The sequence below is a fragment of the Acidimicrobiales bacterium genome, from assembly GCA_041394245.1.
Classification (GTDB): Bacteria; Actinomycetota; Acidimicrobiia; order Acidimicrobiales; family Aldehydirespiratoraceae; genus JAJRXC01.
This window is the reverse complement of the sequence record JAWKIR010000004.1, coordinates 316,023-329,808: the sequence shown is the minus strand read 5'-3', so window position 1 is coordinate 329,808 and position 13,786 is coordinate 316,023. Positions and strand designations below refer to the sequence as shown.

Annotated in this window: 16 protein-coding genes; 5 read left to right on the top strand and 11 right to left on the bottom strand. The window is 69.1% G+C overall.

Annotation, left to right across the window (positions count from 1 at the left end; genetic code table 11):
• Nucleotides 1–97 precede the first annotated feature (97 nt).
• Nucleotides 98–1,180, bottom strand: a complete 1,083-nt coding sequence (mnmA, locus tag R2707_20340; protein ID MEZ5247449.1) for a tRNA 2-thiouridine(34) synthase MnmA — start codon at nucleotides 1,178–1,180, stop codon at nucleotides 98–100.
• Nucleotides 1,181–1,203: 23 nt separating this feature from the next.
• On the opposite strand from mnmA, the gene R2707_20335 reads away from it, so the two are divergent.
• Nucleotides 1,204–2,223, top strand: coding sequence for a beta-ketoacyl-ACP synthase III (locus R2707_20335; GenBank protein MEZ5247448.1), 1,020 nt, complete (start codon nucleotides 1,204–1,206; stop codon nucleotides 2,221–2,223).
• 10 nt (nucleotides 2,224–2,233) lie between these two features.
• On the opposite strand, the gene R2707_20330 is transcribed toward R2707_20335, so the two are convergent.
• Nucleotides 2,234–3,385, bottom strand: coding sequence for a cysteine desulfurase family protein (locus R2707_20330; GenBank protein ID MEZ5247447.1), 1,152 nt, complete (start codon nucleotides 3,383–3,385; stop codon nucleotides 2,234–2,236).
• Between the two features lie 49 nt (nucleotides 3,386–3,434).
• On the opposite strand from R2707_20330, the gene R2707_20325 reads away from it, so the two are divergent.
• Nucleotides 3,435–4,169 carry a class I SAM-dependent methyltransferase gene (locus R2707_20325; protein ID MEZ5247446.1) on the top strand — a complete coding sequence of 245 codons (735 nt, stop codon included), beginning with the start codon at nucleotides 3,435–3,437 and terminating at the stop codon, nucleotides 4,167–4,169.
• A 13-nt stretch (nucleotides 4,170–4,182) separates the two neighbouring features.
• Here R2707_20325 and R2707_20320 read toward each other — a convergent pair whose 3' ends face one another.
• Nucleotides 4,183–4,872, bottom strand: coding sequence for a hypothetical protein (locus R2707_20320; protein MEZ5247445.1), 690 nt, complete (start codon nucleotides 4,870–4,872; stop codon nucleotides 4,183–4,185).
• A gap of 70 nt (nucleotides 4,873–4,942) precedes the next feature.
• Here R2707_20320 and R2707_20315 point away from each other — a divergent pair, with 70 nt between their 5' ends.
• Nucleotides 4,943–5,377 (top strand): SRPBCC family protein, encoded by a 435-nt coding sequence (locus R2707_20315; protein ID MEZ5247444.1) that lies wholly within the window; start codon nucleotides 4,943–4,945, stop codon nucleotides 5,375–5,377.
• A gap of 17 nt (nucleotides 5,378–5,394) precedes the next feature.
• Here the strand turns inward: R2707_20315 and R2707_20310 are convergent, their stop codons facing one another.
• On the bottom strand, nucleotides 5,395–6,249 hold the full coding sequence (locus tag R2707_20310) for a rhomboid family intramembrane serine protease (GenBank protein ID MEZ5247443.1): 855 nt from the start codon (nucleotides 6,247–6,249) through the stop codon (nucleotides 5,395–5,397).
• Nucleotides 6,250–6,340: 91 nt separating this feature from the next.
• Between R2707_20310 and otsB the strand changes: the two genes are divergently transcribed.
• Nucleotides 6,341–8,911, top strand: coding sequence for a trehalose-phosphatase (otsB, locus tag R2707_20305; GenBank protein ID MEZ5247442.1), 2,571 nt, complete (start codon nucleotides 6,341–6,343; stop codon nucleotides 8,909–8,911).
• Nucleotides 8,912–8,917: 6 nt separating this feature from the next.
• Here the strand turns inward: otsB and R2707_20300 are convergent, their stop codons facing one another.
• Entirely contained in the window at nucleotides 8,918–9,178 is a 261-nt protein-coding gene (locus R2707_20300; GenBank protein ID MEZ5247441.1) for a NifU family protein, read from the bottom strand.
• Between the two features lie 104 nt (nucleotides 9,179–9,282).
• Here R2707_20300 and R2707_20295 point away from each other — a divergent pair, with 104 nt between their 5' ends.
• Nucleotides 9,283–9,462, top strand: a complete 180-nt coding sequence (locus R2707_20295; protein ID MEZ5247440.1) for a hypothetical protein — start codon at nucleotides 9,283–9,285, stop codon at nucleotides 9,460–9,462.
• Between the two features lies 1 nt (nucleotide 9,463).
• Here R2707_20295 and murA read toward each other — a convergent pair whose 3' ends face one another.
• The 6 genes from murA to R2707_20265 are packed head-to-tail and all read right to left on the bottom strand — an operon-like array spanning nucleotide 9,464 to nucleotide 13,729.
• Nucleotides 9,464–10,753: a UDP-N-acetylglucosamine 1-carboxyvinyltransferase gene (murA, locus tag R2707_20290; GenBank protein MEZ5247439.1), complete on the bottom strand. Its 1,290-nt coding sequence runs from the start codon at nucleotides 10,751–10,753 to the stop codon at nucleotides 9,464–9,466.
• Nucleotides 10,754–10,757: 4 nt separating this feature from the next.
• On the bottom strand, nucleotides 10,758–11,084 hold the full coding sequence (locus R2707_20285) for an AzlD domain-containing protein (GenBank protein MEZ5247438.1): 327 nt from the start codon (nucleotides 11,082–11,084) through the stop codon (nucleotides 10,758–10,760).
• Nucleotides 11,081–11,743 carry an AzlC family ABC transporter permease gene (locus R2707_20280; GenBank protein ID MEZ5247437.1) on the bottom strand — a complete coding sequence of 221 codons (663 nt, stop codon included), beginning with the start codon at nucleotides 11,741–11,743 and terminating at the stop codon, nucleotides 11,081–11,083. Before R2707_20280 ends, R2707_20285 begins: the two co-directional genes overlap by 4 nt.
• A gap of 3 nt (nucleotides 11,744–11,746) precedes the next feature.
• Nucleotides 11,747–12,316: a hypothetical protein gene (locus R2707_20275; protein MEZ5247436.1), complete on the bottom strand. Its 570-nt coding sequence runs from the start codon at nucleotides 12,314–12,316 to the stop codon at nucleotides 11,747–11,749.
• Nucleotides 12,309–12,956: a hotdog fold domain-containing protein gene (locus R2707_20270; GenBank protein MEZ5247435.1), complete on the bottom strand. Its 648-nt coding sequence runs from the start codon at nucleotides 12,954–12,956 to the stop codon at nucleotides 12,309–12,311. Before R2707_20270 ends, R2707_20275 begins: the two co-directional genes overlap by 8 nt.
• Complete coding sequence (locus R2707_20265; GenBank protein ID MEZ5247434.1) at nucleotides 12,953–13,729, bottom strand: hypothetical protein; 777 nt, start codon at nucleotides 13,727–13,729, stop codon at nucleotides 12,953–12,955. Before R2707_20265 ends, R2707_20270 begins: the two co-directional genes overlap by 4 nt.
• Between the last annotated feature and the right edge of the window lie 57 nt (nucleotides 13,730–13,786).

Here is a 13,786-nt window from a genome sequence, read left to right as displayed (position 1 = left end):
AAGGCATCGCCGGGGTAAGTATTTCGGGGTCAGACACCAATACTTTCTCGCGGGCAGGGGTCAGCGATCGATGCGAGAAAGTATGGGTGTCTGACCCCTAGATACCTTCTGGGGGGCGGGTGGCGATGCCGCCGCCGATGACGATGTCGTCGGCATAGGCGACGATGCTCTGACCCGGGGCGATGCGTCGGTGCGGTGCGCTCCACTCGATCGCGCCGTCGACGACTCGCCCGGACTCGGCGGTGCCGTGGGCGCTGCACTGGAGCAGCACGTCCCCGACGCCCTCTGCGCCCGTCCACATCCACGACTCCAGTGGGGTGACCGAAGTGAGCAGATCTGCCTTCTCGCCAACGGTGACGGTGCCCCCGGCCGCGTCGACATCGATCACGTAGCGCGGGTCGGTGCCGCCGGCGAGGCCGAGCCCCTTGCGCTGGCCGATCGTCACCAACTCCACCGACTCGACCGCACCCACCGCAACGCCATCGTGGTCGACGACCGTCGCCGGCCTGAGCGGGATCCGATCGCCGAGGAACGCCTTGCGACCGTGCTCGTTGGTGATGAAGCAGACGTCCTGGCTCTCGGGCTTGTGTGCCGTGCGAAGATCGAGCTCGGCGGCGATACGGCGCACGTCGGCCTTGGTCATTCCCCCGAGCGGGAGCAGGAGGCGGGACAGCACCGATTCGTCGAGCACGTGCAGCACGTAGGACTGGTCCTTGGCGGCATCGGCACCCCGGGCGAGCCGCGGACCGTCGGGGGTGCGGACGACGCGAGCGTGGTGCCCGGTGGCCACGGTCGCGAACCCCAGCGCGTCGGCCCGCCGAAACAGCCGGTCGAACTTCAGGTGGCGGTTGCACTCGATGCACGGATTGGGTGTGCGGCCGGCCGCATGGTCGGCGACGTAGGGACCGACCACGTCGCGCTCGAAGTCGTCGCCGAAGTTGAAGACGTGGTGTTCGATACCGAGGCGGTCGGCGACCCGGCGGGCGTCGTCGACATCGCTCACGGCGCAGCACCCGGTGTCGCTCGGTCCGCCCCAGAGCTTCATGGTGACGCCGACGACCTCGTGACCGGCCTGCTGGAGAAGGGCCGCCGCCACCGACGAATCGACGCCGCCCGACATCATGACCATCACGGGGCCGGCCGGGGTAACCCCGGGGTCGGTGATGCGGTCGGAACTCACATGATCAGCGTAAGTTCTCCGGCATGACTCGACGCACCCGCATTCTCGGAGTCGGCTCCTACGTGCCCGACCGCATCGTGACCAACGACGACCTGAGCCAGTGGATGGACACGTCCGACGAGTGGATCAGGACGCGGTCCGGAATCGAGGAACGCCACTGGGTGGAGCCCGACAACACGACCACGAGCGACCTCGGACTCGAGGCTGCCAACAAGGCGATGGCCGCAGCAGGCGTCACGCCCCAAGACCTCGACATGATCGTGTTCGCGACCCTGAGCCCCGACCACGAGTTCCCCGGTACGGCCTGCTTCCTGCAGGCCAAGCTCGGCTGCCCCGAGATCCCTGCGATCGAGGTGCGTCAGCAGTGCAGCGGCTTCGTCTACGGGATGGCTCAGGCCGACATGTTCATCCGTGGCGGAATGGCCGACACCGTGTTGCTCGTCGGTGCGGAGATCCACTCCAAGGGCATGGACATCTCCGATGCCGGTCGCGATGTTTCGGTGCTGTTCGGCGACGGGGCCGGCGCTGCAGTGCTCCAGGCCACCGAGGTCGACGACCCCGACACCCAGCCCCACATCTATTCGTCACACCTCCACGCCGATGGCACCTATGCCAAGGAGTTGTGGATCGAGGGCCCGTCGATGACCTACGCGCCGAACCGCTACAGCGGTGACTGGATGGAGCGCGGCGCCCACTGGCCGAAGATGAACGGCAAGACGGTCTTCAAGCACGCCGTGACCCGCATGCCCGAGGTCGCGATGGAAGCGCTCGACGCCAACGGATTCGTGGTCGACGACGTCGATCTCTGGATCTTCCACCAGGCCAACATGCGCATCAACTACTTCGCCGCGAAGCAGCTCGGCATCGAGGACGACGACAAGGTCTTCAACACGATCCAACGCTTTGGCAACACGACCGCGGCGACGATCCCGATCGGACTCGACGAGGCACTCAAGGCGGGCCGGCTCGAGCCGGGGATGCTCGTGTGCATCGCCGCCTTCGGCGCCGGGTTCACCTGGGCCAGCTCGCTCGTCCGCTGGTAGCGGTGACCGTTCAGGCGTGAGCCACGAGCCGTTCGACGGCGGGCGGGATGAGGTCGAGTGCCGCATCGATGTCGGCATCGGTGGTGGTGTGGCCCAACGACAGCCGCAACGAGCCGGCCGCGATCTCGCGCTCGATGCCCATCGCGGCGAGCACGTGTGACGGGTCCTGCGCGCCACTCGAACACGACGATGCCGCCGACGCGCACAGGCCCTCGGCATCGAGGAGGAACAACAGTGCTTCCGCCTCGACCCCGGCCAGCAGGACGTGGGCGATGCCGGCGGCGACGGTGATGTAGTCGCCGGCCGTCGCGACCGTTGGACGCACCCTCGCACCGAGCCGGTCGACGAGGCCGGCGATCAGCCTGTCGCGCAGCGCACCGAGGCGTTGCACCTCGACCTCTCGGTCGGCGAGCGATGCGTCGACCGCGGCAGCGAACGCGGCGGCACCGGCGACGTCGGGCGTGCCGGCCCGCCGGCCCCGCTCCTGCCCGCCGCCCAGGATCTGCGCGTCGAGGGTGATCCCCTGCCGCACGAAGAGGGCGCCGGTCCCCGTCGGCCCGCCGAGTTTGTGGCCGGTGATCGAGACGAGGTCGACATCGGCCGCCGCGGTTGCGAGATCGATCCAGCTCATCGCCTGCACGGCGTCGGTGTGTACGAGCGCCTCGGGCGCGACCTCGCGGACCACGGCGGTCAGCGCCGGCAGGTCGTTGACCGCGCCCGTCTCGTTGTTGACGGCGATCAACGACACGATCGACACGTCGTCGAGCCCCGTGAGCACGGCGCGCAGCGTGTCGGGGGTCACCCGCCCCCAACGGTCGAGCGGCACGGCCACCCCGCCGGCGTGTTCGACCGGTTCGAGCACCGCGTGGTGTTCCCCGGCCGAGCACACCGCCATCCCGCCACGGGCACCGAGCACCCCGCGGATCGCGAGGTTGTCGGCCTCGGAGCCTCCGCTGGTGAACACGACCTCGGCGGGCGGGCGGCCGAGGGCGGCGGCGATCACGTCGCGGGCGTCGTCGAGGACGCGGCGGGCATGGCGAGCGGCCCGGTGGGATCCGGTGGGGTTGGCGTGATGCATGTCGGCTGCCGCGATCCACGCGTCGCGCGCCTCGCGACGCATCGGCGTGCTCGCCGCATGATCGAGGTAGATCTCACGCTCCATCCCCACAGCCTAGAGACGACCCGCACCGGCGCACGGCAGACTGGCGCCGATGGACGGCTACGGACCCGAGACCTACGGCGAGAGTTTCGCCGACGTCTACGACGACTGGTACGGAGTGGTGAGCGACGTCGCCGCAACCGTCGCAGGGGTGGTGGCCCTCGCCGACGGCGGGCCCGTGCTGGAGCTCGGCGTCGGTACCGGCCGCCTCGCGATCCCGATCGCGGCCACCGGTCTCGAGGTGGTCGGCGTCGACGCCAGCCCCGCCATGCTCGCCCGGCTCGCGACGAAGCCGGGGGCCGACGCCGTCAGGGCGATCGAGGCCGACATGGCTGCCCCTCCGGTCGACGCCGGTCACTTCGCCGTGGCATTCGCAGCCTTCAACACCTGGTTCAATCTCACCGACGACGCCGCGCAACAACGCTGCGCGGCATCGCTTGCGGCGGCCCTACGCCCCGGCGGGTGCGTCGCCGTCGAGGCCTTCGTTCCTCCGCTCGAAGGCATGAACGACGGCGGGGTGTCGGTCCGCAACCTCACCGCCGATCGAGCGGTGATGAGCGTGTCGCAGCACGACGCCGATGCGCAACGCATCCAGGGCCACCACATCGACATCTCCGCCGCCGGCATCGTGATGCGACCCTGGGTTCTGCACTATCGCACGCCCGAGCAACTCGACTCGCTCTTCGCGGCGCACGGTTTCACGCTCGAGCGCCGCAGCGCCGACTGGACCGGAGGGCACCTCGGACCCGAGTCCGATGCCCATGTCAGCGTCTATCGCCTCTCCTGAACGCGGTCGGGCATCACCCCGGTTCACCGGTGAGCAGGGGGATCTGCGGCCACTCGCGGGCGCTGCGCTTCATCTCGCTGAAGCCGGGCCATCGGGCGAGCGTCATGACGGCGTCCCACAGATCGCCTGCCTCATCGGCGCTCGGCACCCGGGAGATCACCGGCCCGAAGAACGCCGGGCCATCGTCGGCCAACGCCACGATCGGTGTGCCGACGTCGCGCCCGGTGCGACCGAGCGCGTCCTCGGTATCGGCCCGGATGATGTCGTCCTGCGACTCGTCGTGGAGGTGGTCGGCGAACGAACCGTCCAGGCCGCACGCGACGAGGGCGGACCGCGTGGCTGCTTCCTCGTCGTAGCCCGAGAGGATGTCGCCCGAGCCGTCGGGCAGCCGATTCCAGATCCCCTCGCCGAGCTTCGTGTAGAGCGGTCCCATGAGGGCCCGCCCTTCGGCGGCACGGACCGCGGCGGCCACCCGCAGGCCGCGAAGGCCGAGCGCGTGGAACTCGGGGTACCCGGGCGGGAAGTCCTTCTCGTAGTCCTTGTCTTCGTTGAGGATGCGCAAGCCGATGAAACGCCAGTCGACATGAAGGTCCCGCTGTTCCGCCACGAGCGTGACCCACCGGCTCGTCACCCATGCGAATGGGCACACGGGGTCCCAGAAGAACTCGAGGTCGAACGGTCGGTCATCGGAAGGATCGGTCACCTGGAAGAACCTAGCGAACCGACCCGACGGACCGCATCCGCCGGCCTCACCCGGCCCGTAGGGTTGCTCGATGGCTCGCATCCGCGTCGAAACCGAGATTCCCGCATCACCCGCCGTGGTCTGGGCCGATGTGCAACACATCGACCGTCACGTCGAGTGGATGCACGACGCGGAGTCGATCACCTTCACCTCGTCGTCCACCGCCGGCGCGGGCACCACGTTCGACTGCGCGACGAAGGTCGGGCCTCTCCGCCTCACCGACAAGATGGAGATCACCGAGTGGGAACCGGAGGCGGTCATGGGCGTTCGCCATGTCGGCCTCGTCGAGGGTTCGGGCCGATTCACGCTGACGGCAACCGCCTCCGGCGGCACCCACTTCGCGTGGGAGGAGGATCTCCGCTTCCCGTGGTGGATGGGCGGCCCGCTCGGCGCGCTGGTCGGCGGTCGGGTCCTGAAGCTCATCTGGCGCCGCAACCTCCGGCTGCTCGCCGCCCGCTTCTCCTGATCGCGCAGAAGACAGGCTCAGAAGACGGGATTGACGGCGAACGCGGTCGCGGCGACACCGAGCGCCACGGCGAGCGCCGTCGCGATCACCGCACCGACCCACGGCTTCTGACCAGCCCGCACCATCCCGATGTAGACGGCCCCGATGGCCGCACCGGCCACGAGGCCGCCGACGTGGCCGCCGACCGAAATCCGCGGGATCGCGAACGTCAACAAGAGGTTGAGGGCGAGCACCTGACCGATGCCGCTGGTCCAGATGCTGACACCGGCGGCGCGTTGGATCACCGCGACCGCCCCGAAGAGACCGAACACCGCACCCGATGCGCCGACGGTGAACGAATCGGGGTCGAGCAGCATCACCCCGGCGGCGCCACCGAGCAGCGAGGCGACATAGAGCGCGATGAAACGTGGCCGGTCGAGCGCCCGCTCGAGCTGCGGGCCCAGAATCCAGAGCGCATACATGTTGAAGCCGATGTGGATGATGCCGTCGTGCAGGAAGCCGGAGGTGAACAGCCGGTAGACCTCGCCGTTGGCCACGCCGATGGCGAAGCCGTCGCCGCCGAAGAGACCGAAGTCCTGCAGCACCTGACCGCTGATGCGCTGGATCGAACCCGACTGCGACGAGGACCACAACCAGGCCGCCACGTTGATGCCGATCAGCACTTTGGTCACGATCGGGTCGAAGACCGGCGGTCCACGGAAGACCTGTTGCTTGCCGCCCTTCACACATTCCGGGCAGTGGAAACCGACCGAGGCCTGATGCATGCACTGGGTGCAGATCGGCCGATCGCAACGTTGGCAGACAACACCGGCCCGGTTGCCGTCGTGCCGATAGCAGGTCGTGATCCCGGACTCGTTCGACGACTCACTCACCGGCAACACGGTACCGCCTGCGTTGACGGCAACTGACGGCACGACGAAGTTCCCGACGGCCGAGCGGCTCCGGCAAGTAGCGTCAAGCGTTGTGAACCGCGACCTCACCGCCACCACAGATCTCGCGAACACCGATCTCGCCGACCGACTCGACCAGCTGGCTCAGACACCGAATCTTCTCGTGGCCTGCGACTACGACGGCACGATCGCCCCGATCGTCGACGATCCCATGAAGGCACTGCCGCTCCGTGAGACCAGCGTCGCGCTCCGTAGCCTCGCGAATCTCGCCCAGACCGAGGTCGCGGTCATCTCGGGCCGTTCGCTGCGCGATCTCGCTGCCCTCTCCCGACTGCCCGCCGAGATCCACCTCGTGGGTTCGCACGGCACCGAGTTCGACATCGACTTCGCGCTCGAGCTCGACCCCGAGCTCCGCGCCCTACGCAACCGCGTGGCCGATGAACTCCTGGCCCTCGCCGGATCCCACGAAGGCGTGACGCTGGAGAAGAAGCCGGCATCGATCGCCGTGCACTACCGCAACGTCGAGCCCGAACGGATAGACGACGTGCTCGCCGACCTCGACCGGATCGCCGCTGCGGCCCCCGACCTGACCGTCCGCCACGGGAAGATGGTGTGCGAGTTACTGGTCATCCCCACCGACAAGGGGCGGGCGCTCGCCACCGTGCGCGCCAATGTGGGCGCGACCGCGGTGTTGTTCCTCGGCGACGACGTGACCGATGAGGACGCGTTCGCCACCCTCGCCGGCCCCGACGTCGGTGTGAAGGTGGGTGATGGAATCACGGCAGCCGCGTTCCGGGTCTCGACCCCGGACGAGGTGGCTGTGCTGCTCGCCAAGTTGTGCGCCCGGCGCTCGGAGTGGCTCGCCGGCGCCGGACTCACCGCCATCGAGGACCATTCGATCCTGTCCGATCAGCGGACGGCCGCGCTCGTGACCCCCGACGCCCGCATCACCTGGATGTGTGTTCCCCGCATCGACTCCGCCGCCATCTTCGCCGAGATCCTCGGCGGACCGGCCGCCGGCCACTTCTCGGTCCGCCCTTTCGAGGGCAACGGCGAACCCACGCAGGCATACATCGACGACTCACTCGTGCTGCGGACGCAATGGGCCCAGATGTCGGTGACGGACTATCTCGACTGCTCCGAGGGCCGACCGAACCGGATGGCCGGCCGGACCGACCTCGTCCGGATGATCGAGGGGTCGGGCTCGGCGGTCATCGATTTCGCGCCCCGCCTCGACTTCGGTCGATTCCCGACCAAGATCGAGGTGCGCGAGGGTGGTCTGGAGATCGTCAACGCGCACGACCTCGTCGTCCTGCGGTCCCCCGGAGTCGAGTGGGAGATCGTCGATCACGGCATGCACCAGACGGCGACGGCGACGGTCGATCTGAGTGTCCGACCGATCACGCTCGAGCTCCGGTGCGGCACCGGCTCGCTGCGCCCCGACCGGTCCGAGGAACCCGAACGGCGCGCCCGTACCCATGCGTTCTGGGCCGATTGGGCCCGCCAACTGAAGTTGCCCCCGGTCGAGACGGGCATGGTCCGCCGCTCGGCGCTCACGCTGAAGGCGCTCTGCTACGGACCCACTGGCGCGATCCTCGCCGCCGCGACCACGAGCCTGCCCGAGTTCATCGGCGGTGTACGCCAGTGGGACTACCGCTACTGCTGGATCCGCGATGCTTCGCTCTCCGCCGCCGCGCTCGTGAGGCTCGGGTCGATCGAGGAGGCCATGGAGCTGCTCGACTGGCTGCTGGGGGTGATCGAGACGAGCGACGTCGGCCCCGAACGGCTCTCACCGCTCTACACGGTCGATGGCCAGCGACTGCCACCCGAAGCCTCCATCGACGAACTCGCCGGCTATGCCGGTTCGCGGCCGGTTCGTGTCGGCAATGCGGCCGATCACCAGGTGCAGCTCGACGTCTTCGGTCCCGTGCTCGACCTCATCCACCGCTTGGGGGCGATCGATGCCCCGCTGTCGACGAAGCACTGGCGCCTGGTCGAGGATCTCGTCGGCGCGGTCGATCAGCGCTGGGTGGAGCCCGACCAGGGCATCTGGGAGGTCCGCTCCGCTCCCCGCCACCACACCAACTCCAAGGTGATGTGCTGGGTCACCGTCGATCGGGCGATCGACATCGCCGAGAACGTCTTCGGACGAGAGCGACCCGAGTGGCACGACCTGCGACGCCGCATCGCGGAGGACATCCTCGCCCACGGGTGGAACGAGACCGTGGGCCACTTCACGACTGCCTATGACGACACCGACATCGACGCGTCGGTACTGGCCGTCGGCCTGTTCGGTCTCGTCGCGGCCGACGACCCTCGCTTCGTCGCGACGGTGCACGCGGTCGAGACGTGGCTGCGTGACGGCGACACCGTCTACCGCTACACGCACGAGGACGGGCTCCCCGGCGAGGAGGGCGGCTTCAATCTGATGACGAGCTGGCTCATCGACGCCAAGATCCTCATCGGCGACCTCGACGACGCCCGCCACCTCTTCAGTCGCTATCTCGCGCTCGCCGGTGCCACCGGCCTCATCCCCGAGGAGGTCGACCCCCACACCGGGCGCGGCCTGGGAAACCATCCGCAGGCGTACTCGCACCTCGGTCTGATCAACAACGCCTGCAACCTCGCCGAGGCCGGTCGCTAGATATCGCTAGAGCGAGACGGGGCTCTCGCTCATCCCGACGGCGTTGATCTCGACGACCTCGGTGACACCTTCCACGCGATCCTTCAGGATCCGCTCGATGCCGGCCTTGAGGGTCTGCGTCGAGGCCGGACAGGTGACACACGCGCCCATCAACTCGACAGTGACCACGCCGGTCGCCTCGTCGACGCCGACGAGTGCGATGTCGCCCTCATCGGCCTGAATCGCCGGGCGAATCGCGGTGATGACCTTCTCGACCTTTTCGCGCACGAGTTCCTCCGTCGGGACTTCCACCAGTGTGGCAGGGCAGCAAGGGCAACCACGACGTCGGCCCCGTATTCCCGCGGCGACGAGTTGGCCCGTAGCCTCGAACCATGCACTCGCTCGACATCCTCGCCCATCAGGGCGGATGGGACGAGATCGCGCTGGTGGCCGGCCCGATCGTGGTCTTCGCCGGGCTGTTGGCCGTCGCTCGGCGGCGAGCGCTGCGCCATGCCGCCGCCGCCGGCGCGGGCGGCGGACAGGCCGACGCGGTCGACGACGCCGACGACTGATCTAGACCAGACGGACGTCGGCGCCGATGCCGCGCAGCTTGGCCGCGATGTCGTCATAGCCCCGGGCCACGTGGTGGGCCTCGCTGACGGTGGTCTCACCATCGGCAGCGAGCCCGGCGATCACGAGAGCGGCGCCGGCGCGGATGTCGTGGGCCTTGACCGGCGCACCCGAAAGCCGTTCGACCCCGCGCACGACGGCGTGGTGGCTGTCGGTGCGGATGTCGGCTCCCATCCGGCGGAGTTCGTCGACATAGCGGAACCGGCCCGAGAAGAGGTTCTCGGTCACGATGCCCACACCCTCGGCTGTCGCGAGCAGCGCGACGAGGAAGGGCTTGAAGTCGGTCGCGAGCCCCGGGTACGGCAGCGTGGAGCAATCGCTGGCCCGTAGCCGGCGACCCGAGAACGCCCAGATGCCGCCCGCGTCGGGCGAGATCCGCATACCCATCTCTCCCAGCTTCTGACAGAGCATGGCCATGTGATCGTGACGAGCGCCCTCGACGGTCACCTCACCGCCCGCGATGCCCAGCGCGGCGAGATAGGTCGCGGCCTCGATGCGATCGGCGATCACCGTGTGGTCGGCGCTGTGGAGCTCTTCGACACCGTCGATCAGCAGCGTCGAGGAACCGGACCCTTCGATACGGGCGCCCATCTTGTTGAGCAGCTCGCACAGGTCGGCGATCTCGGGTTCACGCGCCGCGTTGTCGATCACGGTCGTGCCCTTCGCCCGCACGGCGGCCATCAGCAGGTTCTCCGTGGCACCCACGCTGGGGAACTCGAGCAGCACACGGGCTCCGAGCAGGTTCGGCGCCGTGGCGTGGATGTAGCCGTGGCGGGTCTCGAACTCGGCGCCGAGTTCGGCAAGACCTCGGACGTGCATGTCGATGGGTCGGGGCCCGAAGTCGTCGCCCCCGGGGAGCGCCACCCGGGCCTCGCCGCAGCGGGCCAACATCGGACCCAACACCACGATGGAGGCGCGGAACTGTTCCACCAGTTCGTATGGCGCGACGGGTTCGATCACTGACGGGACATCGATGACCAACACCGGCACTGCACCCGATTCGTCCCAGTGCACCTGGGTGCCGGTGGCTCGCAACAGGTCCGACATCAGGGCGACATCGGTGATCCGGGGCACGTTGACGAATCGGTAGGTGCCCTCGGCCAGGAGGGTCGCCGCCATCAGCTTCAGCGCACTGTTCTTCGCGCCACCGACACGAATCGTCCCCTCCAGGGGTCCGCCACCGGTGATGACGAGGTGTTGCTCGGTCGACTCGGGAGGGCAGGGCGCGGACATCGCGTCAAGTCTGCCAGCGAATCGCCGCGGTGACGGCCATCGCGACGACGACCACGAGAAGGAACGGCGCCCTGCGCCAGACGGCGATCGCTCCCGCGGCGACGCCGGCCGAGCGGGCGTCGATCTGCAACGCGCCCTCGAACTCGAGCGTCTGGACCGCGACCAACGCGGCGAACAGCGCCGGCGGGATCAGCGCGGTCATCGCCGGGAACCATCCGAATCGTCCGCCGACCATCGCGTCGGCGCCACCGATCCGACCGAGCACGGCCACGCCGAACCACTTGCAACCGAACGAGCCGATCACGAGGAGCACGATCGCCGACCAGCTCATGCGATCGGCCCTCGGCGGGAGAACGCGAACGCGGGCACGACGGCGAGCGCCGCCACGAGCAGCGGAACTCCGGCGGGGGCGATCGGCACGGTGCCGATCGCGAATGCGGCGCCGAGCAGGGCCGCCACTCGTCCGGGCGCCGTGCGGAGGTGGGGGGCGAGGAGGGCGACGAACGCAGCGGGAAAGGCCGCATCGAGACCCCAGGTCTCGGGCTCGCCGATCACTGCACCGATGAGCGCGCCGGCGACCGAACCGATGTTCCAGAGCGACCACAGCCAGATGCCCGTCCACCAGAACGCGTCGGCGGCGGCGTCGTCGTCATCCTGCACGCTCGCCATCGCTGCGGTCTCGTCGATCGTCAGATGGGTGCCGATCGCCCGCGGGAGCCAGGCCGACGGCAGCAGTCGAGCCACGACCGGTCCGTAGAGCGCATTGCGGGCCGCCAGCAACATGGCCGAGCCGACCGCGGCGCCGCCCGAACCTCCGCTGTCGACCACCGACACCGCGGCGAACTGTGATGCGCCCGTGAAGACCAGCGCCGACATGACGATGATCTGGGCCAGCTCCAGACCGGCGGCGTCGGCGAGCACGCCGAAGGTCAACGCCACGACGCCGACGGCGATCGCCAGCAGCAGCCCCTCCCGACGGTGCGACGCCATGCGCTACAGAAGGCGTTGATGGAGACCGGCGACGAGCTCGGCGATCTCGTCCGCCGCGGCATCGAAGACCGGCTGCTCTCCCCCGCCTGGATCGATCACCTCTTCCCAGTCCTCGAACTCGATCCTGGCCAGCTCCAGACCCTTCACCCGCTCGTCGAGCGTCCCCTCGGCGGCGGGTGCCAGGTCGCGCACCACCCGCTTGAGGCTCCCGGTGATCGCCGCGGCCTCGGGATGCATCCGTCGGATCCACCGCAGGTGATCCGGCTCCATCGCCACGATGACCGAGGCCCGCTCGATGTCGCCGACCGTCAGCTGACGACTCCGGTGGAACGGGTCGCGGATGCCGTGGCGTTCGAGCGCCGTTCGGGTGCGCACGCTCATGATCTGCCCGGGGAGTACGTGGGTACCGCCGCTGTTCACCGAGATCTCGGGCTCGGGACCCAGCAGCACGCGCAGCATGGCGGAGCCCATGACGGACCGGGCCGCGTTGCCGGTGCACAGGAAATAGACGAGCGGTCGCGCCGGATCGTCGTCCGGACGGGGGGCTTCGACAAGGGGCGGCGGTTCAGCCATCGACCCGGCCCCGCATCATCTCGCTCATCTGGTCGAAGTCGACCCGGAGGAAGATCGCTTCCGCGTCGGCGGTCACCCGGCCGGTGTCGTCGCCGACCACGACACAGTCACCCCGCACCCTGACGCGGCGACCTCGCTCCTCGTGGATCCAGACGCGGAGTTCCAGATCGGCGTCGAGCGGCGTGGGTCTCCGATAGCGGATGGTGAGTCGGCCGGTCACCCCGGGAGGACCCCCGTTGAGCCGCTGTCCCCCGCCGAGCAGCTCGTCGAAGAGGCCGGCGAGCACACCGCCGTGCACCGCGTGGGGAGGGCCTTCACGGAGGCGGTCGAGGCGCACCGACCCGATGAGCGCGGGTCGTCCGTCGTCGAGCGAGCCGGCACGGATCGTCATCGGCGGAGCGACGGGGTTGAGGGTGCCGGAGAATGTCGACAGCTCCCGGTTGCGGGCGCGGGTCGAATCGGTGTCGCCCGGTGCGAGCTCGTACCATCGCCGCCTGGGCGCTCCGCCGCCGAGCAGCTCGCGCGCCGCCTCGATGAGCGCCAGTGCCTCCCCGCGTGCGGCCGGCGCGCTTTCGACCGCGTGAGCGATCCGACCGAGTTCCCGTATCGCGGCAACGACCTCTTCTTCGGACACGGTCACGCCGGTGTCCCCAACCGATCGAGAAGGCCCAGCGTGGTCCGCTGCAGCGACGCCGCCGCGACGGCCAGGTTCGCCATGAACTGTTCGGGGGTGGCGATCTCGGAGTCGACGAGATCGGTGATCGTCTTCACGGCCCCGACCGGCACCCCGTGGAGATGAGCCACCCAGGCCACTGCGGCCGCCTCCATCTCCTTGACGACGCCGGCGTTGCCGATGATCCGGTCGCGGTCGGTGGGCGACTCGTCCAGGCTGTCGCCCGTCGTCACGACGCCGATCCCGCAACCGAGCGCCTCGGCGTGGTGCCGCAGGTCCGCAGTCGGCAGATCGGCGTCGCCATAGGCCTGGAAGCCCGGGAGGTCGATCCGACGGTCGTGGCAGCTGACGTGCGGCCAGGCGAAGTAGGTGTCACCGATGTCGGACCCGTTGCGCGACCACCCACCCGCTGTTCCGACCGACAACACGAGTGCGGGACGGGGAACAGTGTCGAGATTGAGGGCGACGTGTGTCGTCAACGCGGCCGCGGTCGTGCCGATCGCGGGCACGCCGGAGACCGGGTCGTCGCCGTTGACGGCCAGGAGGACATTCGGTCGTGTCCCGCTCGCAGGCGCGACCGCGAGTCGAACGGGAAGCGAGGCCGCCCATCGCGGCGAATCGATCGGCTCAGCGCCGAGCGCCGCACGCAGCGGCGCCGCTTCGACTTCCATCGCCATCACCACGACGACCCACGAGTCGACACCTGACGCGGTGGACGAGTTCCTGAGGGGATCCGGCATCGTCGGAGCGTACGCGACGGATCCGACGGCACTCCATCCGTACCCCCACACGTGGCG